Source organism: Burkholderia sp. MSMB1826 (assembly GCF_001526325.1).
Taxonomy (GTDB): domain Bacteria; phylum Pseudomonadota; class Gammaproteobacteria; order Burkholderiales; family Burkholderiaceae; genus Burkholderia.
In genome coordinates this window covers 435,378-456,294 of sequence record NZ_LOYN01000010.1, presented here as the reverse complement: position 1 = coordinate 456,294, position 20,917 = coordinate 435,378, and the positions used below count along the sequence as shown (strand labels likewise).

The window sequence follows — 20,917 nt, the reverse complement described above, 5'->3', positions numbered from 1 at the left end:
GCCAGCGTTGCCGGTATCGCTGAGCGTGTGAGCGGCATCTCGGCCTTTTCGATCGCGTCATCGCTACCAGTGGCGACATGAATCTCAAGGGGGCGGCGAAACTGGCCTGCATTCGCGAACAGATCGGCGACGATTTCGTGTATGCCGGTGATAGCAAAGCCCTCAGCGACGACCTCAGTCGATGCGCATCTCCGACGCCGCCGAAGCTGTTGGCGTCGCCGTCGGTCTCGTATATCGAGGTCTGAACTCAAGAATGTGCGTCCGCCTCGCGCATTCGAATTCAATCACTGCTTTCACCCACGGCGATTTTCCCAAAAATCGCCTGGCATGAAACCGCCGATCCTCCCTATAATCCCGCCTGCATATTGCGTGCGCTCGATTGCGCACCTTCGACGCGCGTTCGTTCGCGCCGAAAGCGATGAAATCCCGTTGCCGCTCGTCACGCGCACAGCCGCGTCGCGCGGGTCGGCCGGGTGTATTCCGTGAAAGGCCCTATCCGTATATCCGGATTGTTCCGGGAAATACGGATAATCCGCGGCAATTCCAACCGAATTGACGCGGCATCCGTGTCGTTTCTCATTCGGAAATCGACAACGGGGATTATTTCGTTTTCGGCTGCCGAAATCGGCATGAGCGGTCGCGCATTGTCATCGACACAATGACGGCGGTTCGCTCGCGGCCGCCAGGAGACGAATTTGAAACAACCAGAAGACCAACTGCACCGCGGGCTGGAAGAACGGCACATCAACCTGATGGCGCTCGGCGCGACGATCGGCGTCGGCCTGTTCCTCGGCTCGGCCACCGCGATCCGCACGGCCGGCCCGGCCATCCTGCTGACCTACCTGCTGGGCGGCCTCGCGATCTTCCTGATCATGCGCGCGCTCGGCGAGATGGCGATCACCAACCCGGTCGCCGGCGCCTTCAGCCGCTATGCGCGCGACTACCTCGGCCCGCTCGCGGGTTACCTGACCGGCTGGACCTACTGGTTCGTCTGGATCGTCACCTGCATGGCGGAAATCACGGCGGTCGGCGTCTACATGCACATGTGGTTCCCCGGCGTGCCGAACTGGATCTGGGCGCTCGCGGCGCTCCTGGCAATGGGCTCGGTGAACTTCATCGCGGTCAAGCTGTATGGCGAATTCGAATTCTGGTTCGCGCTGATCAAGATCGTCACGATCGTGCTGATGATCGTCGGCGGCGGCCTGATGATCGCGTTCGGCATCGGCAACGGCGGTATCGCGACTGGCATCTCGAACCTGTGGTCGCACGGCGGCTTCATGCCGAACGGGATCGACGGCGTGATCGCCGCGCTGCCGATCGTGATGTTCGCGTATCTCGGCGTCGAGATGCTCGGCCTCACGGCCGGCGAGGCGCGCAACCCGGAGAAGTCGCTGACGAAGGCCGTGAATTCGGTGTTCTGGCGCGTGCTGATTTTCTACATCGGCGCACTGTTCGTGATCATGTCGCTCTATCCGTGGGACCGGATCGGCACGCAGGGCAGCCCGTTCGTGATGACGTTCTCGCGGCTCGGCATTCCGGCCGCCGCGGGCATCATCAACTTCGTCGTGCTGACCGCGGCGCTGTCGTCGTGCAACAGCGGCCTGTTCAGCACCGCGCGGATGCTCTACAACCTCGCGCAGCAGGGTCAGGCGCCGGCCGCGCTCGGTCGCGTGAACCGCAGCGGGGTGCCCGTGTACGGCGTGGCCGTGTCGGTCGCGCTGCTGCTGATCGGCGTGTTGCTCAACTATCTCGCACCGCAGCACGTGTTCACGTGGCTCACGTCGGTATCGACGTTCGGCGCGATCTGGACGTGGTGCGTGATCCTGATCGCGCAGATGCGCTTTCGCCGCACGCTGTCGGCCGACAAGATCGCGCGCCTGCCGATCCGCGTGCCGTTCTATCCGCTCGGTTCGTTCGTCGCGCTCGGCTTTCTCGTGCTGGTCGTCGTGTTGATGGCGTTCACGCCCGATACGCGCGTCGCGCTCGTGATCGGACCGGTGTGGATCGTGCTGCTCGGCATCGCGTACGCGCTGTTCTACGCGAACCGTCCGGCCGCGTCGATGCCGACGAAGTCGTAAGCGGCGCAGTCAGGGGCCGCGCGATCGTTGATCGCGATCATGCACGCGCGGGCCGGACGGCCTATGCTGAACGAACGCATTGCTTGTCCGCGCTTCGCGTGACGGCCCGCCGATCCTGCAGCCACGGCAGCGGTTCGACGCGGCAACGCCGCTGCCGCGCGAAGCCCCCGTCGTCGTTCGGCGACGACGTGCACGCACGGAGACCTTCGCCATGCAGCCTGCCCAGTCCATCCCGACGCTCGCGCGGATCGCGCTGGCCGTCGATCCGACGCCCGAATCGCTGACCGCCGCACGTTACGTGCGCACGCTGCTGCGTCCCGGCATGCGATTGCGCATCATGTGCGCGATCGACAATCCGCGCCTCGTGTTGCCCGACATTCCGCGCATCGACGCGCTGCTGACGTCGGCGCGCGAGGACATGATGCGCGAAGCGCACGCCACCTGCGAGCGGATCGCGGCGCTGTTCGCCGACAGCGGCGTCGACGTCGAGCGAACGGTCGTCGATACGTCGGTCACGGGCGGCTCGGTGGCGGACGCACTGGTGAACGATACGTCGACGTGGCGCGCGGACGTGCTGGCGATCGGCGCGAATCCGCACCACGGGCTGTTGCGGCTCATCGAAGGCGCGATGTCGGACACGCTGACGAAACGCGCGCGCTGTGCGCTGCTGATCGTGCCCGGCACGTATGCACGGCCGTCGGACGGCGCGCTGCAGCGGCTGATGTTCGCGGTCGACGGCAGCGAGCCGTCGCTGCACGCGGTAAGCGTCGGGCTCGGCCTCGCGGCGCCGACAACGTTGCTGTATGCGGCATACGTGATCGATCGCGCGGTTCGTCTGACCGACGTCGTGCCGGTGCGCGCGCTCGAGGATGCGTACCGCGCGGAAGGCGAGGATGCGCTCGCGAAGGTCGGCCCGCTGCTCCATGCGACGGGCAATCCGACCAAGCGCGGCATCGTCGAAACGCGTCCGACCAGCGACGACGTGGCCCATGCGCTGATGCGCGATGCCGTGCACTGGCGGGCGGAGCTGCTGGTGGTCGGCACGCATGGCCGTCGCGGCATCGCCGCCTGGCTGATCGGCAGCGTCGCGCGGCGCGTCGCGCATCTCGCACAGGTGCCCGTGCTGCTGGTGCGTAGCGCGGAATGAATTCGGCGCCGTCGCGCTCGAAGCGGGTTTGGATTGACCTGCATCAGAAACGCAGCGCACATCGCGTGAGACAGTGACGAAACGTCCGGCGATGCGGCTGGCCCGTCGTGCACGTGCGATTCCCGACCGCGCCTGCATGCAGGAAGCGAACGCTGCCGCACTCGCCGCCGTCACATCGTTTTCAGGAGCGGCGCCGCGTGTTTGTCCGGCGCGTCATCCGACCCGGAACTCTCTGGCACGAGGGTAGGCAACCGACGGTTGCCTTGGAGGACGGGCGGGGTGCAAGTCACCCCGTCCGCTTTCCGCGTGGCCCCGTCGAATTCACCTCCTCGCAGGAATGATGTCGAAGGCGGCCGCGTCGAGCGGCGCGCCATCGTGCGCGCAACCATTGCGCGGCCCGGTGCCGCGCGTCGTTTCCGTGCGCCGGTCAGAGCGTACGAAGAATCGATCGCAGGTCGTGCCGGCGGCCTGTGCCGCGTCGTACCCGTGCATGCGGACGCACGACATGGAGCGGTGCGCATGCTGCGCTGCACGTGCGGTTGCGCAAACGATTCGCATGCGGCCAGCCGGGGCGGGCCTTGCGACGCGGCTCCGAGCCGGCCGGTGCGTTGGCCGCGTGGCGCGCGTGGAGTGCCGCGGCGAACCGCTGCAAAGCGAGGACCGACCCCACGACGCTCTGATACTTTTCGCGGCCGATCTGCCCGTCGAGCGTGACGAGTAATCCGGCCTCGCGTGCGAGCGCGAGCAAGATGTCGAGGTCGTCGGCCGGACGGATGCCGGCCGACGCGGTGCGGGCCGAAAGCAGGGCGCGCGCGTTGCCCGACGCGCGCCGCTGGCCGTCCCGGCCCGGTGAGTTGCGATGTGCCATGGTTGGTCTCCTGCGCCGAACCCCGCGCGCCGGCTCGACGGCCGGCTGAGCGATGTCCGGTATGAACGCCTGGTTCATGTGATCAGTATCGTGTGGCGAGGGCGCACTGCCAAGCGGCGCGCGCTGAAGTCGCTGTCAGGAAATTGCGCGACGCGTATCGGAATCCGCTGACACGCGCGGCGTCGGATCGGCCGATCCGACGCGTTCGTCCGACGAATGGCAGCGCGCTTGACGCATGATTTCGGACGGTCTAAGTTTCCCCACTGCATCGGCGTCGTGCGGCGTTCCACCGCTGCCCGTCGCCAGTGCCGCGCCTCGGGGGGCGTGGCAGGGTTTCAGTGACGTTCGCGGGCCACGTGCACCGCGAACACTGCGCGGACGATTCGGAAACGGATCCACACGGCGGCACGCAACGTGCCGTTGATCGTGCGCAAACACGCGTCGGCGCATCGTACGCCGCGCGTCTATCCAGTCTTTAAGCTTCCGGTACCGTCATCTTTTTCGTTCCTCGACCGTCAGGAGTCTGTCGATGTCCAAGGACAATTTGCTCGATTCACTCAAGGAAGCCGCCGAACGGCGCGCGATCGGCGCGGATCAGCTGCGTGCGATGCTCGACGACGAAGTGCGCGCGCTGTCGTCCGATGCGCGCGTGCACGACTACATCCACGTATTCGCGATCCGGCACCTGCGCGAACGGATGCGCCAGAAGGACGATTTCGATCGCGACACCCGGGCCGATGACACGCCCGCGGACGCCGATCCGCGTCCGAGGCATCGGCTGTAGCAGGTAGCGGCCGGGGCGCCGGGACCGGCGCGACGCACGCCGGTCGAACCCGGCCATCCTGACGATCCGCCGACGGTCGCCGACGGGTTTCGTCATACGTTTCAACGAATTGTCACAACGACCTCAAGTAAGCGGCGCGATTTGCCGTTTACCCGGTGAATTCGTCCACCGGGCGTTCCCGCTCCCTTACCGAGTCGTTGCCATGTTCTCGTCCATTCGCGCCCGCATCCTCGCCGCGTGCGTCGCCATCGTCGTATTCGCGCTCGTCGCCACGACGCTGATCAACTATTTCATCGCGCGCTCGTACAACGACGACGCGATCGACCGCAACCTGACCTCGGTCGCCAGCGGCCACGTGGTCGGAATCGCCGACTGGGTCGCCACCCGCAGCCGGATGATCGCGTCGCTGCAGGATGCCGCGCTAACGCCCGATCCGCTGCCGGTGTTCAAGCAGATGGCCGCGGCCGGCGGCTTCACGAACGTCTATGCCGGCTACGCCGACAAGACGTTCCACTTCTCCGACCCGACCGGCATCCCGCCCGACTACGATCCGACCGGCCGGCCGTGGTACAAGCAGGCCGCGCAGGCCGGCAAGCCGGTCGTCACGCCGCCGTACGTCGATGCCGGCACGGGCAACCTCGTCGTCACGTTCGCGGTGCCGATCCTGCGCGACGGCGCGCTGAAGGGCGTCGTCGCCGCGGACGTGTCGATGGACAGCGTGATCGCCAACGTCAAGTCGATCCGTCCGACGCCGGCCAGCTTCGGGATGCTGATCGACAGCAGCGGCCACGTCGTCGCGCACCCGGACGCGAAGCTCACGCTGAAGCCGGTCGCCGACGTATCGCCCGAACTCGGCGCGCTGGGGGTTGCATCGATCGCGGCGGCGAGCTCGCCGGTCGAGGTCGGCGTCGGCGGCGACGCGAAGCTGGTGCGCGCGAAACCGGTGCCGGGCACCGACTGGTACGCGCTGGTGCTGCTCGACAAGGCCGAAGCGACGGCCGGGATGCGTTCGCTGCTGACCGCGTCGCTGATGACGCTGATCGTGATCGTCGGCGTGGCGTCGCTGATCATCGGCGCGCTCACCGCGACCGCGTTCCGCCGCCTGTCGCAGGTGCGTCAGGCGATGGCCGCGATCGGCTCGGGCGCCGGCGACCTCACGCAGCGCCTGCCGGCCGACGGCCGCGACGAAGTTGCCGACATCGCGCGCTCGTTCAACAGTTTCGTCGACAAGCTGAACGACGTGATGCGCCAGATCCGCGATGCGAGCGAATCGGTGCGCACGGCCGCGAACGAGATCGCGGCGGGCAACCAGGACCTGTCGTCGCGTACCGAATCGGCGGCGGCGAGCCTCGAGGAAACCGCGGCGTCGATGGAAGAGATCACCGCGACCGTCGGCCAGTCGGCGGCAGCCGCGAGCCAGGCCGACGAACGTGCGGCGGCCGCGTCGCGGATCGCGTCGCACGGCGGCGTGGTCGTGTCGGACGTCGTCGCGACGATGGGGAAGATCGAGGAAGCGTCGGGCCGGATCGGCGACATCATCGGCGTGATCGACGGGATCGCGTTCCAGACCAACATCCTCGCGCTGAACGCGGCCGTCGAAGCGGCCCGCGCGGGCGAACAGGGCCGCGGCTTCGCGGTCGTCGCACAGGAAGTGCGCAGCCTCGCGCAACGCAGCGCGCAGGCCGCGCGCGAAGTGAAGGTGCTGGTCGAATCGACGGTCGCGAGCGTGTCGGCCGGATCGGGGCAGGTGCGCCAGGCCGGCGACACGATGCGCGAGATCGTGTCGAACGTGTCGAGCGTGACGACCATCATCTCCGAGATCACGCACGCGGCGAACGAGCAGACGCGCGGCATCCAGGAAGTGAACCGCGCCGTCAGCCAGCTCGACGAAATGGTGCAGCAGAACGCGGCGCTCGTCGAACAGTCGACCGCGGCGGCCACCGCGCTGCAGTCGCAGGCCAACGCGCTGGCCACGACGGTCGGGCAGTTCAAGGTCGCTTGACGCGGCCGGCGGCCCGGAGCCTGCGGGCCGCGATGCTCACGAGCCGCCCTGGTCGCGCATCAGCGCGAGCCGGTTGTAGAGCGTCTTCAGGCTGATGCCGAGGGCCTTGGCCGCACGCGGCTTGTTACCGTCGAAGTGACGCAGCGTCGCCACGATGAAGCGCTGCTGCGCATGGTGCAGCGTCGCGCCGAGCGGCAGCGCCATCGCGCCTTCCGACGTGCTGTCGACGGCCGGCATCGGTTGCTTCGGCAACGCGATCTCGATGCCTTCGTCGGACAAGAGGTACGCGCGCTCGATCGTGTTGCGCAGTTCGCGCACGTTGCCTGGCCACGAATACGCGCGCAACGCGGCGATCGCGGCATCAGTCAGCCGCTTGTGCGAGCGATGCCGCTCGTTCAGCGTGTCGATGAATTCCTGCGCGATCGTCTCGACGTCGCCGTCGCGCTGACGCAGCGGCGGCACGTAGATCGCGAATGCGGCGAGCCGGTAGAACAGGTCCTCGCGCAGCCGGCCGTCGCGCACGGCGTCGGCCGGATTGTGGCGGGTGGCCGACACGAACCGCACGTCGAGCGGAATCGGTTCGGTGCCGCCCACGCGCACGATCGTATTCGACTCGATCGCCCGCAGCAGCTTCACCTGCAGCGCCGCGGGCATTTCCGCGATTTCATCGAGCAGCAGCGTGCCGCCGCGCGCGGCTTCGAAGAACCCTTCGCGCTGCGTGGTCGCGCCGGTAAAGCTGCCTTTCTCGTGCCCGAACAATTGCGCCTCGGCAAGCTCGGGCGGAATCGCGCCGCAGTTCACGGGCACGAACGGGCCGTCACGCCGCGCGCTGAGATCGTGCAGCCGCCGCGCGACGATATCCTTGCCGACCCCGCTTTCGCCGGCAATCATCACGCTCGCGCGGGTCGGCGCGATTTTCTCGATACGGCCGAGCAGCGTGCGCATCGCGGCGGACCGGCCGGACAGCCGGCGACTGTCCGCGCGCTGCTTCGTCCGGTTTGCGGATTCACCCATAGGCATTGGCGGCCGTTTTGAAAAACGGCATCGCAGGTTCCGTTGATTGCAATATTTATCATCGACAGCGAAACGACGGCGAAGGTGCCGCGGAATAGAAAATTCCAATGTGCGCGACATGACCGACAGAAACAGGCCATCGGGCCGTTCGCGCGCCGTCGACGCGACGCCGCGTCCGCGTTGCGACCCGCACTTTTTTACAGACATCCGATGAAAAAAAGCGGTCGTCGATACGGTGCGGCGGTGCGCGCGGCGATGCCGCCCCCCGCATCTGTCCGGCCCGCCGCCGATGCAGGCATAGGGCGCGGCCATGCGTTGCCGCGCACGCGCCCCCCGGCCAGCGTCGGGTACGTCGTTTGCTGGCGCGTTCCTGCTCGCCCGGCGCGCTCGACGGGATGCCGGATGGTCGAAACGCGGCATCCCCCCGCACCCGACGGGAGCCGGCGCGATGCAAGGATGCAATGAGGACTATGACCCGTGAGCTGCTCCGGCAGGGTGCATGGATCGTGCTGGCCGTCGGGGTGGCGTCCGCGCTGCAGGCGTGGGCGATTCAGGCTGTCGGCAAGCACGCGCCGTTTGCGCCGCTGCCTTTTTACGCCGGCGTGGCCGCCGCCGCATGGCTGACGTCGCTCGCCGGCGGCCTTGTCGCGACCGCCGCGAGCGTCGGCGTGATCGCCGCATTGTGGTGGCGCGACGCGCCGCTGGCGACGCTGCTCGCGCAAGCCGGCGCGTTCGTCGCGATCGGTTTCGTCGAATGCGTGCTGGTGACGACGGTGAAGCCGCTGCTGGCGAACGATCGTTTGCGCGAGATCGATGACGACGACGGCGGTCCGTACCCGCCGCACCGCGAGCCGTCGTCCGTCGCCGACGGGTTCGACACCGAGCTCCTGCGCCGCGTGGTCGATGCGTCGCCCGATGCGATCGTCGGGACCGACGTGGAGCGCAGGATCACCAGCTGGAACCCGGCCGCGGCAAGAATCTTCGGCATCGATACGGCCCAGGCGAACGGACGCGACCTCGTCACGATGATCGCGCCGCGCTGGCTGCGCCGGCATGCGGTGCCCGCGTCGTTCGCGGACCTGCGCGAGCCGGTCGGGCCGCTCGACGTACTGTGCGTGCGTCGCGACGGCGGCCGTTTTCGCGCCACCTTCGTCGCCTCGCCGATCGTCGACGCGCAGGGCCGCAGCGCGGGCCTGTCGCTGACGCTGCGCGAAGCGGGCGAACGCCGCCGCAACGAACGCCACAACCTTCGCTCGCTGCGCGGCGCACGCGACGCGCGCATGCAGGCCGACACGTCGAACCGGCTGAAGGACGAGCTGCTGGCGACGGTGTCGCACGAACTGCGCACGCCGCTGAACGTGATCTACGGCTGGGTCGAGGTCCTGCGCAACGCCGACGGCCAGGGCTTCGCGCAGCAGGCGGTCGACGCGATCGATCGCAGCGCGCGGTCGCTGTCGCACATGGTCGCCGATCTGCTCGACGCATCGTCCCTCGCGACCGGCCGGCTGCGCCTCGAACGCGTGCCGGTCGATCTCGTGCGGATCGTGCGCGACGCCGCGCGCGAGCTCGACGCGACGGCGCAGGCGAACGGGCTCGTGCTGTCGACGTCGTATGCGATGCCGGCCTGCGTGATCCCGGCGGACGGCGAGCGCCTGCGCCAGGTCCTGTCGAATCTGCTGTCGAATGCGATCAAGTTCACGCCGCCGGGCGGGCGGATCGACGTGTCGCTGACCCGCGCGGGCGAGCGCGTGCGGCTGTCGGTCTCCGACACCGGGCAAGGGATTGCGCCGGAATACCTGCCGCACCTGTTCGATACGTTCAGCCGGCCGGAGGGTGCGTTCACGTCTCCCAGGCGCGGCCTCGGGCTCGGCCTGTCGATCGTGCGCAACATCGCGCAGCTGCACGGCGGCGAGGTCGTCGCGACGAGCGCGGGCGCCGGGCGCGGAACGACCGTCACGGTGACGCTGCCCGCGGGCTGGGACACCGACGATCCGGTCGAGCAGCCGTCGCGGGCGAAGGACAAGGCCGATACGGTCGCGCTCGACGGCCAGCGCGTACTGGTGGTCGACGACGACGCGACGTCGCGGACCAGTCTCGCGGCAGCGCTCGAAACCATGGGCGCGCAGGTATCGACCGCCCGGTCGGGGCACGACGCGCTCGACGCGGTGGAGCGGCAGCAGCCGAGCGTCGTGCTGTCGGATCTCGCGATGCCGGACGGCGACGGTTACTGGCTGCTGGACCGGATCCGGCATTTGCCGAACGGCGGCGAACATCTGCCGGTCGTCGCGGTGACCGCGCATGCAGGCAAGGCCGACCGGCGCCGGGTGATGGCCGCCGGGTTCGATGCGTATCTGTGCAAGCCGGTCGACATGCCGACGCTCGCGAGCGTGATCGTCGACGTCGTGCCGGACGACGTGGGCGACGGCAAGCCGCGCGAGCGGTAGCGGCGCATACCCCGACGCATACGCGGCGCGGTCGCGTGGCCGTCCGGCCGCATACGAGAAAGGAGACGCGATGGACCCAACGAAAAGCACGCGGCGCGACGGCACGGGCAACGCGCCGGCACGCACCGGACGCAGGACGCCGGTCGTGCCGATCGCGAGCATACTGATGCTGTCGTGTGCATGGATCGCGACACCCCGCTACGCATCGGCCGAGGAGGGCACCCGTGCGAAGCTTGCGAGCCAGGCGTCGGCCGTCGGCGGGCAGATCCGCGATGCGACGCTCGCGTCTCGCGTCAGGGCCGCGCTCGTCGCCGAACGCGGCCTGGCCTCCGGCGACATCGACGTGCAGGTTCGCGACCGCGTGGTCGAGTTGACGGGCAACGTGCCCGACGAGCGACAACGCGCGACCGCGATCCGCGTCGCGCACGACGTCAGCGGCGTGAGCGGCGTGCGCGACAAGCTGCAGATCCGCCGGAAGTAACGTGATGCGCGGGCCAGCGCCGGGCCGATCGGGCGTCGCGCGCCCGCGGTCCTGCGCGTCACCGGGCAGGAGGTTCGACATGGACACCATCATCGCGGGCCGTTTCTCGCGGCTCGAGCAGGCGGAACGCTGCGCGGAGCAGTTGCGCGGCCACGCCATGCATCGGGACGACGTGAAGGTCTTCTTTCTCAATCCGCCCGGACAGCACGCGCTGTTCTGGCTCGGCGGCGACGTCTATGCGGACTCCGCCGCGCGGCCGGGCGGCATCGGCGCGCTGGAAGGCGTGGCCATCGGCGCGATCGTCGGGCTCGCCGGGGCCGCGCTGCTCTATCTGGGCGGTCTTCATTCCCCGCTCGCGTGGATCGGCGTGCCGCTCGTCGGCGGGTACGTCGGCGCGCTGTGCGGCGCGCTCGGCCGGATGCGCGGCGATGCGCCGGAGGGGCATGGCGCGCTGAAGCAATGCGAAAACGGCGTCGTGCTGGCCGCGCACGTGACGCGGCGCACGATCGCGTTCGCGGAGCGGACGATGCTCGCCGCCGGTGCGCTATCGGTGGAGCGCACCGAGGGCGCATGGCGCAACGGCGAATGGACCGATTTCTTCACGTCGGCCCATCGTCCCGCGTGACGGCCCGCTCCGTTGTCCGATACGGAGGCCAGATGACGAAACCGAACCGGATGAAGCAACGCGGGCGCCGCTCGGCGGCAATCGTCCTGACTGCCGCCGTGGGCGCGCTGACGTTCGCGCTCGCGCGTGCGCAGGCGCCGCCTGCTTCGTCCGCGCAGGTCGCGCCGGGCGTCGTGCGCCCCGGTCCGACCGCCGACGAGGCCGGCATGACCCAGCGGCCGATCGGCATCGACGCAGAGTTCGTCGACAAGGCAGGCATGATCGGCAAGGTGGAACGGCAGGCCGGCCAGCTCGCGCTCGATCGCTCGTCGAACGCGCAGGTGAAGGCCTTCGCCCGCCGGATGGTCGACGACCATGCGCGTATCGCGGACGAATTGCGGCACATCGGCGCGCAAAAGGGCGTACCGGTCCAGACGCGGATGCTCGTCGATCCGGCGGTGACGGCATTGCGCGCGAAGAACGGGCCCGCGTTCGATACGGCGTACGTGGCGTTGGCGGGGCCTCGCGCGCACGAAGCGGCGGTCCGGCTTTACGAAACCGAAGCGAAAGACGGTCGCGACCCGCAGCTTCGCGCATTCGCGGCCCGCACGCTGCCGACGCTGAACGCGCACCTGAGCGCCGCGCGGCAACTCGCGAAGGCGGTGGCCGCCGCGCAGTGAACCGCTTGCCGGCCGGCAGGCTTCAGTGCTGCCGCGTGCCGTCTTCGGGGCCGCCCGGCGACGCCTCGTACGGCGGCGAATCGAGCGCCGTTTCGCCTTCCTCGATCAGCCAGTACGGCGAACGGCCGTAGTACGCATGCAGGGCTTCGGCCCATTCGGGGTCGGCCATCGCGGGCCACCGGCTCTTGTCGAAGCCGGGCGCCTCGCGCACACGCGCCGTGTCGACCGGCAGCACGAAGCATTCGCGCTCGGCATCGAGGACCAGCGCGTTCCACGGCACCGCGAGCAGCTTGTCGCCGATCCCGAGCAGGCCGCCCGACGACACGACCGCATAGGCGATCCGTCCGGCGCGCACGTCGAGCATGATGTGAGCGACCTTGCCGATGTCGGCGCCGTCCAGCGTCAGCACGCGATCGCCTTCGAGCGTGCGGGCGGCCATCACGTCGGGACCCGGGCCGCCCACGGCCGTATGCGGCTTCGTGCCGACGATGCGCGCGGCGTCGCGCGACGGTTTGTCCGTTGTCATCGAAAACCTCCTGATCGAAGCGGCAACCCGGCCCGCGCGCAAGTTCGTTGCGCGGGCATTGCGCCCGGGCGGCAGGCCGCGCGGGATGATGGATGGGAACGCCGGTCAGCGGCGGCGCGGCAGCGATACGTCCTCGAGCGTGTTGGCCAGCTCGTCGCGCGCCGGGCCGCCCGCGCGCGTCGCGATGTCGCCGAGCGACACCATGCCGACCAGTTTCAGATGGCGGTCGAGCACCGGCAAGCGGTGCAACTGCACGTCGGCCATCCGCTGCTGGACATCGCCGACGCCGTCGTCCTCGACGCACCATTGCACGGGTCTGGACGCGACCGCCTGCACGGGCGTGTCGGGCGAATGACCGCGCGACAGCGCCCGCACCGCCAGGTCGCGATCGGTCACGATCGCGACGAGTTCGGCGCCGTCGCAAACGGGCAGCACGCCGATGTCGAAGCGCTGCATCAATTCGGCGGCATGGCGAATCGTGTCGGTCGGCGCGACGCACACTACGTCGCGCGACATGATCTCGTTGACGCGATACATGGACGTCTCCTTCGTGAGCGGGGACGACGCGGGAGCACCACGCGTGCCGCGCGACGCGCACACGTCGGGCCCCAAGGCCTCTGCACGCTGATGACGGGCTTGCGCCGGATAGCCGGCGACGGAGAAATTTGCCAGCCTGCTTGTACATCTTCCACGGCGACAGCCGCGGCCGTCGGCGCGGGACGTCAGTGGCCGATGCCCGTCATCGTGACGATTGCGAGGACCACCGCGCTTTCGATCGCGGCCAGCGCCGCGACGCCGGCCGCGCCGCTTACTTCATGCCATCTGCGTTCAAGGACTTTCATCGATCGCTCCTGAGTGGGCCGGCGCGCGGGTGCGCTGTCACGCAGCGCGTGCCGGGTGCCGCCGTCAGCCGTGATCGCGGGGCGGGGAAGGGACGTGCGGCGCGCGCCGTTCGCGCTCGCCGGACGGCTTGGCGGGGTCGATACGCGTCGCACCGCCGACGGCGGGCGGATCGCTGGCCGGGAACGTCTCCTCGAGCCCTTCGTCGATACGCTCCTCCGTCCTGTCTTCGGACGGCGGACGCGACGTGGCGAGCCGGAGCAGTCCGGCAGCCGGTGACACGGCGTCGCGGCGGCCGGGGTCGTGAACGGTCATGGTCGAACCTCCTTGTCGATGAGAAGGCGCAAGCGCCGTACCCGCGACGGCCGCGGCACGGCGCTTGCAAACCGCGAGAACCGGCCGGGCATGCGGGTACGACGTGCACGGGGCCGGTATGGACGAGAGGACATCGTGATGAATGCAGCCAAAGAAAGGATACGTTACGACGCGAACGTATGCGGCGGCGATTTCGGCCACGTGCGCGAGCGTTTCGACACGTGGAAGCGCGAATCGCGGGTCTATCGGCCGGAGCGGCGCATGTTCGACGGCAAGGACGAAGTACGCGAGCTGAACGACACCGTCTACGACGGCCCGGAGCGCGCGCAGCAGGCGCTCGTCGCGCAATGCGAACCGTCCGATCCGTTCGCGCTTGCCGTGCAACTGCGTGCCGAGGGGCGCACGATGTGGCTCGTCATGGCCGCCTACGACGACTGAATCCCACGGCCACGGGGCACGGCGCGACAGCGGGCACGACGCTTGCGGGGGCTCGCTTCGCCATCGACATGCGCGCGCCGTCGCGCAGGAGTGACATGAATACGCCATCCATGCTGCACCGCCCCGAACCGACGACACCCGACGTCGATCCGGATCCGCCGCCGCCCGGGCACGACGACCCGGTCGACCCGCCCGTGCCCGACGGGCTGCCGCAAGGCGATCCGCCGTCGAACCCGCCGCCGATGCGGACGCCGGACGGGGGCAGTGCGCCACCACCGGCCGCGCGAACATTGAAAGGAGGACCGTCATGGACATTCACGTGCAATCGCCGGACAAGCGCGCGATCGCTCAGGTACTGGGCCGCTATTTCGAATCGCGTTCGCTGCACTATCACATCGAGGAATTGCCGGGCGGCGTGCTGCAGATCGGCTTTCGCGCCAGCGGCCGCCCGGTCGCCGTCACCGTTTCGTTCGACGATGCCGCGTACGACACCTATACGCACTGGGACGCGAGCCAGAAACAGCTGGCGCTCGGCCGGCTCGCGGACGGATTCTCGCGAATGATGTCGACGCGCAGCCCGGCCGCGCTCGCCGGCGACTATCACGTCGAGCGTTTCTGATTCCGCAATCATCCGCCGGCGCATGCCGGATCCCGGCAAAGTGCCCGTCCACAACGGGCGCTTTGCGTCCGCACGCGTGTCGCGTAGGATGTCCGTTAATTCAGCGCACACTACGTTCGCGCAGCGGGCTGCCGACTGTTGCAGCCGCTGAAGCGCGACGCGCTTTCCTTCAGGTTCGTTTCGTGCAGCCGACGGAGACCGCCTTGACCACTGTTGCTCGCCTGTTGCTGTCGCCCGGCGCACGCCGGTTCGTATCCGGCCTGTCGGCATGCGCAGCGCTTGCCGCCGGCGCGCGCGACGCGTCGGCCCAGACGCCTTCGCCGCTCGGCGAATGGCAGTACACGGCGGGTGTACCGCTCCAGAAACTCTTCGATCCGAATATTCCCACGTGGCAGGTGAGCGTCGGCGCCGCGATGACGCTGCAGCCGCGCTACGCGGGCTCCGACCGCTATCGCGTGATGGGCGGCCCGAATTTCGACATCCGCTATCGCGACCTGTTCTTCCTGTCGACCGGCGAGGGCCTCGGCGCGAACGTGCTGCGCGGGCCGAACTGGCGCGTGAGCCTGGCGGTCGGCTACGACCTCGGGCGCCGTTCGGCCGACGATCTCGGCCACCTGAACGGCCTCGACAACATCAACGCGGCACCCGTGATGAAGCTCGCCGCCGATTACGTGGTCTCGAAGGATTTCCCGCTCGTGCTGCGTGCGGACGTCCGGCGCAGCATTGGCGGGTCGAACGGCTGGACCGGCGATTTCTCCGCTTACATGCCGATGCCCGGCAGCAACGAACACTTCTTCTGGTTCGCGGGGCCGACCGTGTCGTTCGCCGACTCTCGCTACATGAACAGCTGGTTCGGCGTGAACCAGGGCGCGGCCGCGCGCTCGGGGCTGCCGGCCTACTCGTCGGGGGCCGGGATCAAGTCGGCCGGCCTCGGCGTGACGATGGTGTGGTTCGTGAACAAGCACTGGTTCGTCACGATGGACGGCGCGATCGAGCAGCTCGTCGGCCGCGCGGCGCGCAGCCCGATCACGCAGCAGTCGACCAACGGCGTGTTCGACATGTCGGTGAATTACCAGTTCTGACCGAGGCCGGATCGAAGCCGGATAGCGGGAGGGCGGTGCCGGGTGCGGCATCGCCCGTCATATTTGATATGATTGCGACCTGTACAAATGTACAGTGATCGATCCCCGTGACGCCTGCCTCGCCGACGCCTCCGGCGTTTTACTACCTGACCAATTTCGAACGCGCGCTGGCCTGGCTCGGCGAGCGTTACGACGACCTGTTCGACGCGCACGAGCACGCGTTCGTCCGGCAGTTCGCGACGCTGCCGCAGGCGTCGCGGGCGCTGCTCGTGCGGATGCTGATGCGCAACGGGTCCGATTTCCGCGCGAGCAAGCTCGTGTACGACGAGATCGGCTGCACGCTCGACGCCGCCGCGCCGCTCGTCGCCCTCGGCTGGGTCGATCCGGCGCCGCCGCTCACGCTCGACGAGCTGTTCGCGCTGTCGACCAAGGCCGAGCTGATGCGCATCTTTCCGTCGCTCGCCGCGCATGCGGGCGAACGCAAGGCCGACTGGCTCGACCGGCTGCGCCCCGCGCACGACGTCGCGCAACCGCTCGACGCGTGGTGCGCACAGGCCGACGACCGCGTACTGCGCGTGACGGTCGGCGCCCTGTGCGACCGGCTGCGGCTGATGTTCTTCGGCAATCTGCATCAGGACTGGAGCGAATTCGTGCTCGCCGATCTCGGCGTGTTTCAGTACGAAAGCGTGCCGATCGCGCCGTCGTCGCGCGCGTTCCAGCAGCGTGGCGACGTCGACGCGTATCTCGCGCTGCAGATGTGCCGCGACGCGCTCGATGCATGGCCCGACGATCTGCCGTTCGACGACCTGATCCGCGCGCTGGACGCCGTCGGCTGTGCGCAGCCGTGGCTCGCGACGCGCCGCGCGAAGCTGCTGTTCGCGCTCGGCCAGGCGTGCGAGCGCCGTGCCGACTGGGGCACCGCCCTCGACGCGTATACCCGCAGCGCGTGGCCCGGCAGCCGCCACCGGCGCATCCGCGTGCTCGAACGCTGCGGACGCGACGACGACGCGCTCGCGCTGGCGCTCGACGCGCGCGGCGGTTTCGAGAGCGACGAGGAACGTCAGCGCGTCGAGCGCATGCTGCCGCGCCTGCAGCGCCGGGCCGGCCAGCGGGTCGAACGCGCGGCCGCCGCCGCCGACGTGCCGCGCGAGACGCTCGTGCTGGCGCGTCCCGACGCATCCGTCAGCGTCGAATTCGCCGTGCGCGATCATCTCGCGCAGCCGGCTTCGCCGGTCCACTACGTCGAAAACACGCTGATCAATTCGCTGTTCGGGCTGCTGTGCTGGGAGCCCGTGTTCGCGGCCGTGCCCGGTGCGTTCTTTCACCCGTTCCAGCGCGGCCCGGCCGATCTGCACGCGCCCGATTTCGCCGTGCGCCGCGCGGCGGCCTTCGATGCATGCTTCGCGCAGCTCGATTCGGGCGCGTACCGCGACACGATCCGCCGGCATTTCGCGACGAAGGCCGGGCTGCAATCGCCGTTCGTGTTCTGGGGCGTGCTGACCGACACGCTGCTCGACGAAGCGCTCGCCTGCCTGCCGCCCGAGCATCTGCGGCTATGGTTCACGCGCCTGCTCGCGGATATCCGCAGCAACCGGTCCGGCCTGCCCGATCTCGTCCGCTTCTGGCCCGACGAACGCCGCTACGAGCTGATCGAGGTGAAGGGCCCCGGCGATCGGCTGCAGGACAACCAGACACGCTGGCTCGCCTACTGCATCGCGCACCGCATGCCGGTGCGCGTCGTCGACGTCGAGTGGGCCGTCGGGGCCGCCGCGCACGCCGAAGCGGCGGGGTTGTCCGCATGAGCTACGTCGTCGCGGTGCGGGCGATGTGCGAATTCACCGCGCGGCGCGGCGATCTCGACCTGCGCTTCACGCCCGTGCCGACCGCGCTCGAAGGCATCGCCGGCCACGGCGCGGTCACGTCGAAGCGCGGCGCGCGCTACGAAACCGAGATCGCGCTGACGGGCACGTGGGGCACGCTCACCGTGCGCGGCCGCGCAGACGGCTACGATCCCGTGGCGAACCGGCTCGAGGAAATCAAGACCTATCGCGGCAGCCTCGACGCGATGCCGGCCAATCATCGTGCGCTGCACTGGGCGCAGGCCAAGGTCTATGCGCACCTGATGTGCGATGCGCGCGATCTGAAGGAAATCGACGTCGCGCTCGTGTATTTCGACATCGTGTCCGAGCGCGAGACCGTGCTGACGGAAACGCTGGATGCCGGCACGCTCGCGACGTTCTTCGCCGAGCAGTGCGCGTGCTTCGTCGGCTGGGCCGAACGCGAGGCGGCCCATCGCGCCGCACGCGACGCGGCGCTGCGCGCGCTCGCGTTTCCGCACGCGCAGTTCCGCAGCGGCCAGCGCGAGCTGGCGGTGGCCGTCTATCGCGCGGCGCGCGACGAACGCTGCCTGATGGCGCAGGCGCCGACCGGCATCGGCAAGACGCTCGGCACCGTGTTCCCGCTGCTGAAGGCCTGCGGCGAGGGCGAGCTCGACCACGTGTTTTTCCTGACCGCGAAAACGCCCGGCCGCGCGCTCGCGCTCGAAGCGGCGACGACGCTCGGCGCCGGCACGCCCGCGCTGCCGCTGCGCGTGCTGGAGCTCGTCGCGCGCGACAAGGCCTGCGAGCATCCGGACAACGCGTGTCACGGCGAATCGTGCCCGCTCGCGAAAGGCTTCTACGACCGGCTGCCGGCCGCGCGCGATGCGGCGATCGAGGCCGGGCTGCTCGATCGCGATACCGTGCGCACCGCGGCGCTCGCGCACGACGTCTGTCCGTACTACCTGGCGCAGGAACTCGCGCGCTGGTCGGACATGGTGATCGGCGACTACAACTACTACTACGACGGCAGCGCGATGCTGCACACGCTCGCGCAGCAGAACCAGTGGCGCGTCGGCGTGCTCGTCGACGAAGCGCACAACCTGCTCGACCGCGCCCGCAAGATGTACAGCGCGTCGCTCGATCCGTTCGCGTTCACGGCCGCGCGCGAAGCCGCGCCCGCGGCGCTGCGCAAGGCATTCGACCGGCTGGCCCGTGCGTGGGGCACGCTCAATCGCGCGCAGGCCGAGCGCTATGCGGCCTATCCCGACGTGCCGGGCCCGATCGTGTCGGCCGTGCAAAACCTCGTCGCGGCGATCGGCGAACACCTGACCGACGCGCCGCGCGCGAACGGCGACGCGCTGCTGCGCTTTCATTTCGAGGCGATCCAGTTCGGCGTGCTGGCCGAAGCGTTCGACAGCGCATCGATCTTCGACGCGACGCTGCATGGCGAACCGATCCCGCGGCAGCCCGCGCTCGACGGCGTCGCGACGGCCGGTCGCCGGCGCCGCGTCCAGTCGACGCTGTGCGTGCGCAACGTGATCCCGGCCGGTTTCCTGGCGCCGCGCTACGAAGCCGCGCGCGCAACCGTGCTGTTCTCGGGCACGCTGAGCCCGTTCCATTTCTACCGCGACACGCTCGGGCTACCCGGCGATACGGGCTGGCTCGACGTCGATGGGCCGTTCCGCGCCGAGCAACTGACGGTGCGCGTCGCGAGTCACGTGTCGACGCGCTGGCGCGACCGCGATCGCTCGCTCGAGCCGATCGCCGACCTGATCGCCGCGCAATACGCGGCCCGGCCCGGCAACTATCTCGGCTTCCTGAGCAGCTTCGACTACCTCGGGCGCGTGGTCGCGCTGATGCAGACGCGCCATCCGGACGTCCCCGTGTGGGCGCAAGCGCCCGGCATGGCCGAAAGCGAGCGCGACGCGTTTCTCGCGCGCTTCGACGCGGCCGGCCGCGGCGTCGGTTTCGCGGTGCTGGGCGGGGCTTTCTCGGAAGGCGTCGACCTGGTCGGCGAGCGGCTGATCGGCGCGTTCATCGCGACGCTCGGATTGCCGCAGGTCAACGACGTCAACGAGCAGATGCGGCGCGCGATGGATGCGCGCTTCGGCAACGGTTACGACTACATGTACCTGTACCCGGGGTTGCAGAAGGTCGTACAGGCGGCCGGGCGCGTGATCCGAACCGAGCACGACGAGGGCGTCGTGCATCTGATCGACGACCGTTACCGGCGGCGCGAAGTGCGCAATCTGTTGCCGCGGTGGTGGCGGATCGGGTGAAGGGCAAAAACCGGCCGACGGACTGCCGGTTGCGGCTCAGGGCGCTATTCGTTACGTAGCGGGGTTGCAGGCGTTGCACTGGGGCCGTTCGCGGCGAGCAGGGTGCGCTACAGCACGTTGAGCATCGCGAGCGCCGCCTCCTGCAGATGCGGCAGCACGCGCCTCACGGCCGCGTCGCTCGTCTCCGCGCCGATCGGCATGTTCGTGCTCAGCGCGGCGACGACTTCGCCGTGACGGTTCTTCAGCGGCACCGCGATCCCGCGCACGCCGACCTGCAACTGCTGCTCGATCGCCGCGTAGCCGGCGTCGCGCGCCTGGTCGACCTGTTCGAGCAGCCGCGCCTTGTTGGTGATCGTGTGCGGCGTGAACGGCGGCAACTCGGTCTCGTCGAGCCACGCGCGCACGGCCTCGCGATCCGGATGATGGGCGAGCAGCACGACACCGGGCGACGTCAGCGGCGCCGGCACGCGTGCGCCGAGCACGAAGCCCGTCGTCATCACGCGCGACACGCCGTTGCGGGCGATGAACACGAGTTCCCAGCCGTCGAGCACGCTGACGTACGCCGATTCGTTCAGCGACGCGCTCAGTTGCTGCAGATAAGGCTGGACCGTGCGCGGCAGCCGCGCTGAATCGAAGTACGACCAGCCGACCCGCAGCACGCGCGGCGTAAGGCCGTACAGCTTGCCGTCGGTGTACACGTAGCCGAGCGACTCGAGCGTCAGCAGGTAGCGCCGCGCGGCCGTGCGCGTGAGGCCGGTGCGCGCGGCGGCCTGCGTGGGCGTCATGCGCGCGTGCTGACTGTCGAACGCCTCCAGGATCATCAGGCCTTTTTCGAGGCCGGCAATCCAGTCGCGTCGGTCGAGATCGGGTTTTTTTGTCATCACGGGCGGGCAGTG

Annotated in this window: 20 protein-coding genes; 14 read left to right on the top strand and 6 right to left on the bottom strand. The window is 69.1% G+C overall.

Annotation, left to right across the window (positions count from 1 at the left end; translation table 11 throughout):
• Window positions 1–77: 77 nt before the first annotated feature.
• The 3 genes from WS95_RS35575 (at window position 78) to WS95_RS04050 (ending at window position 3,225) form a co-directional block, all read left to right on the top strand.
• On the top strand, window positions 78–245 hold the full coding sequence (locus WS95_RS35575) for a hypothetical protein (RefSeq protein ID WP_257139575.1): 168 nt from the start codon (window positions 78–80) through the stop codon (window positions 243–245).
• Between the two features lie 450 nt (window positions 246–695).
• Window positions 696–2,078, top strand: a complete 1,383-nt coding sequence (locus tag WS95_RS04055; protein WP_059822423.1) for an amino acid permease — start codon at window positions 696–698, stop codon at window positions 2,076–2,078.
• Between the two features lie 211 nt (window positions 2,079–2,289).
• Window positions 2,290–3,225 (top strand): universal stress protein, encoded by a 936-nt coding sequence (locus WS95_RS04050; RefSeq protein ID WP_034204849.1) that lies wholly within the window; start codon window positions 2,290–2,292, stop codon window positions 3,223–3,225.
• Between the two features lie 427 nt (window positions 3,226–3,652).
• On the opposite strand, the gene WS95_RS04045 is transcribed toward WS95_RS04050, so the two are convergent.
• Window positions 3,653–4,093 (bottom strand): hypothetical protein, encoded by a 441-nt coding sequence (locus tag WS95_RS04045; protein WP_059822421.1) that lies wholly within the window; start codon window positions 4,091–4,093, stop codon window positions 3,653–3,655.
• A 529-nt stretch (window positions 4,094–4,622) separates the two neighbouring features.
• Between WS95_RS04045 and WS95_RS04040 the strand changes: the two genes are divergently transcribed.
• Together WS95_RS04040 and WS95_RS04035 are read left to right on the top strand one after the other, a co-directional pair.
• Complete coding sequence (locus WS95_RS04040) at window positions 4,623–4,877, top strand: DUF3562 domain-containing protein (protein WP_034204847.1); 255 nt, start codon at window positions 4,623–4,625, stop codon at window positions 4,875–4,877.
• Window positions 4,878–5,079: 202 nt separating this feature from the next.
• Window positions 5,080–6,879: a methyl-accepting chemotaxis protein gene (locus tag WS95_RS04035; protein WP_059822419.1), complete on the top strand. Its 1,800-nt coding sequence runs from the start codon at window positions 5,080–5,082 to the stop codon at window positions 6,877–6,879.
• 36 nt (window positions 6,880–6,915) lie between these two features.
• On the opposite strand, the gene WS95_RS04030 is transcribed toward WS95_RS04035, so the two are convergent.
• Window positions 6,916–7,893, bottom strand: a complete 978-nt coding sequence (locus tag WS95_RS04030; protein WP_257139574.1) for a sigma-54 interaction domain-containing protein — start codon at window positions 7,891–7,893, stop codon at window positions 6,916–6,918.
• Between the two features lie 461 nt (window positions 7,894–8,354).
• Here WS95_RS04030 and WS95_RS04025 point away from each other — a divergent pair, with 461 nt between their 5' ends.
• From WS95_RS04025 to WS95_RS04010, 4 genes are all read left to right on the top strand, one after another.
• Entirely contained in the window at window positions 8,355–10,337 is a 1,983-nt protein-coding gene (locus tag WS95_RS04025; RefSeq protein ID WP_059822415.1) for a hybrid sensor histidine kinase/response regulator, read from the top strand.
• Between the two features lie 70 nt (window positions 10,338–10,407).
• Window positions 10,408–10,818, top strand: a complete 411-nt coding sequence (locus WS95_RS04020) for a BON domain-containing protein (RefSeq protein WP_034204844.1) — start codon at window positions 10,408–10,410, stop codon at window positions 10,816–10,818.
• A gap of 79 nt (window positions 10,819–10,897) precedes the next feature.
• Window positions 10,898–11,443 (top strand): hypothetical protein, encoded by a 546-nt coding sequence (locus WS95_RS04015; protein ID WP_059822413.1) that lies wholly within the window; start codon window positions 10,898–10,900, stop codon window positions 11,441–11,443.
• Between the two features lie 32 nt (window positions 11,444–11,475).
• Complete coding sequence (locus tag WS95_RS04010) at window positions 11,476–12,102, top strand: DUF4142 domain-containing protein (protein WP_059822411.1); 627 nt, start codon at window positions 11,476–11,478, stop codon at window positions 12,100–12,102.
• Window positions 12,103–12,124: 22 nt separating this feature from the next.
• On the opposite strand, the gene WS95_RS04005 is transcribed toward WS95_RS04010, so the two are convergent.
• The 3 genes from WS95_RS04005 to WS95_RS03995 form a co-directional block, all read right to left on the bottom strand.
• Complete coding sequence (locus WS95_RS04005) at window positions 12,125–12,628, bottom strand: PRC-barrel domain-containing protein (protein WP_034204841.1); 504 nt, start codon at window positions 12,626–12,628, stop codon at window positions 12,125–12,127.
• Window positions 12,629–12,733: 105 nt separating this feature from the next.
• Window positions 12,734–13,165, bottom strand: coding sequence for a CBS domain-containing protein (locus WS95_RS04000; RefSeq protein ID WP_034204840.1), 432 nt, complete (start codon window positions 13,163–13,165; stop codon window positions 12,734–12,736).
• 369 nt (window positions 13,166–13,534) lie between these two features.
• Complete coding sequence (locus WS95_RS03995) at window positions 13,535–13,783, bottom strand: hypothetical protein (protein WP_034204839.1); 249 nt, start codon at window positions 13,781–13,783, stop codon at window positions 13,535–13,537.
• Window positions 13,784–13,921: 138 nt separating this feature from the next.
• On the opposite strand from WS95_RS03995, the gene WS95_RS03990 reads away from it, so the two are divergent.
• The 5 genes from WS95_RS03990 to WS95_RS03970 all read left to right on the top strand — a co-directional run bounded on the left by WS95_RS03990 (window position 13,922) and on the right by WS95_RS03970 (window position 20,021).
• Window positions 13,922–14,221, top strand: coding sequence for a hypothetical protein (locus WS95_RS03990; RefSeq protein ID WP_034204838.1), 300 nt, complete (start codon window positions 13,922–13,924; stop codon window positions 14,219–14,221).
• Window positions 14,222–14,528: 307 nt separating this feature from the next.
• The gene (locus tag WS95_RS03985) at window positions 14,529–14,840 is read left to right on the top strand and encodes a hypothetical protein (protein WP_006479035.1); all 312 of its coding nucleotides are present in this window, start codon (window positions 14,529–14,531) and stop codon (window positions 14,838–14,840) included.
• A 203-nt stretch (window positions 14,841–15,043) separates the two neighbouring features.
• Entirely contained in the window at window positions 15,044–15,922 is an 879-nt protein-coding gene (locus WS95_RS03980) for a MipA/OmpV family protein (RefSeq protein ID WP_034204837.1), read from the top strand.
• A 107-nt stretch (window positions 15,923–16,029) separates the two neighbouring features.
• Window positions 16,030–17,724 (top strand): VRR-NUC domain-containing protein, encoded by a 1,695-nt coding sequence (locus WS95_RS03975; protein ID WP_059783525.1) that lies wholly within the window; start codon window positions 16,030–16,032, stop codon window positions 17,722–17,724.
• A complete protein-coding gene (locus WS95_RS03970) occupies window positions 17,721–20,021 on the top strand; it encodes an ATP-dependent DNA helicase (RefSeq protein ID WP_059783523.1) in 2,301 nt (766 codons plus the stop codon). Before WS95_RS03975 ends, WS95_RS03970 begins: the two co-directional genes overlap by 4 nt.
• 107 nt (window positions 20,022–20,128) lie before the next feature.
• Here WS95_RS03970 and WS95_RS03965 read toward each other — a convergent pair whose 3' ends face one another.
• Window positions 20,129–20,902 carry an IclR family transcriptional regulator domain-containing protein gene (locus tag WS95_RS03965; protein ID WP_034204834.1) on the bottom strand — a complete coding sequence of 258 codons (774 nt, stop codon included), beginning with the start codon at window positions 20,900–20,902 and terminating at the stop codon, window positions 20,129–20,131.
• Window positions 20,903–20,917: the final 15 nt, after the last annotated feature.

Bases quoted from the DNA above. Each gene is read 5' to 3' on its own strand.
- WS95_RS03990 (WP_034204838.1), top strand. From the start codon at position 13,922: ATGAATGCAGCCAAAGAAAGGATACGTTACGACGCGAACGTATGCGGC.
- WS95_RS04020 (WP_034204844.1), top strand. From the start codon at position 10,408: ATGGACCCAACGAAAAGCACGCGGCGCGACGGCACGGGCAACGCGCCG.
- WS95_RS04040 (WP_034204847.1), top strand. From the start codon at position 4,623: ATGTCCAAGGACAATTTGCTCGATTCACTCAAGGAAGCCGCCGAACGG.
- WS95_RS04050 (WP_034204849.1), top strand. From the start codon at position 2,290: ATGCAGCCTGCCCAGTCCATCCCGACGCTCGCGCGGATCGCGCTGGCC.
- WS95_RS04005 (WP_034204841.1), bottom strand. From the start codon at position 12,628: ATGACAACGGACAAACCGTCGCGCGACGCCGCGCGCATCGTCGGCACG.
- WS95_RS04025 (WP_059822415.1), top strand. From the start codon at position 8,355: ATGAGGACTATGACCCGTGAGCTGCTCCGGCAGGGTGCATGGATCGTG.
- WS95_RS04015 (WP_059822413.1), top strand. From the start codon at position 10,898: ATGGACACCATCATCGCGGGCCGTTTCTCGCGGCTCGAGCAGGCGGAA.
- WS95_RS35575 (WP_257139575.1), top strand. From the start codon at position 78: ATGAATCTCAAGGGGGCGGCGAAACTGGCCTGCATTCGCGAACAGATC.
- WS95_RS04030 (WP_257139574.1), bottom strand. From the start codon at position 7,893: ATGGGTGAATCCGCAAACCGGACGAAGCAGCGCGCGGACAGTCGCCGG.
- WS95_RS04035 (WP_059822419.1), top strand. From the start codon at position 5,080: ATGTTCTCGTCCATTCGCGCCCGCATCCTCGCCGCGTGCGTCGCCATC.
- WS95_RS03965 (WP_034204834.1), bottom strand. From the start codon at position 20,902: ATGACAAAAAAACCCGATCTCGACCGACGCGACTGGATTGCCGGCCTC.
- WS95_RS04010 (WP_059822411.1), top strand. From the start codon at position 11,476: ATGACGAAACCGAACCGGATGAAGCAACGCGGGCGCCGCTCGGCGGCA.
- WS95_RS04045 (WP_059822421.1), bottom strand. From the start codon at position 4,093: ATGGCACATCGCAACTCACCGGGCCGGGACGGCCAGCGGCGCGCGTCG.
- WS95_RS04000 (WP_034204840.1), bottom strand. From the start codon at position 13,165: ATGTATCGCGTCAACGAGATCATGTCGCGCGACGTAGTGTGCGTCGCG.
- WS95_RS03995 (WP_034204839.1), bottom strand. From the start codon at position 13,783: ATGACCGTTCACGACCCCGGCCGCCGCGACGCCGTGTCACCGGCTGCC.
- WS95_RS03970 (WP_059783523.1), top strand. From the start codon at position 17,721: ATGAGCTACGTCGTCGCGGTGCGGGCGATGTGCGAATTCACCGCGCGG.
- WS95_RS03985 (WP_006479035.1), top strand. From the start codon at position 14,529: ATGGACATTCACGTGCAATCGCCGGACAAGCGCGCGATCGCTCAGGTA.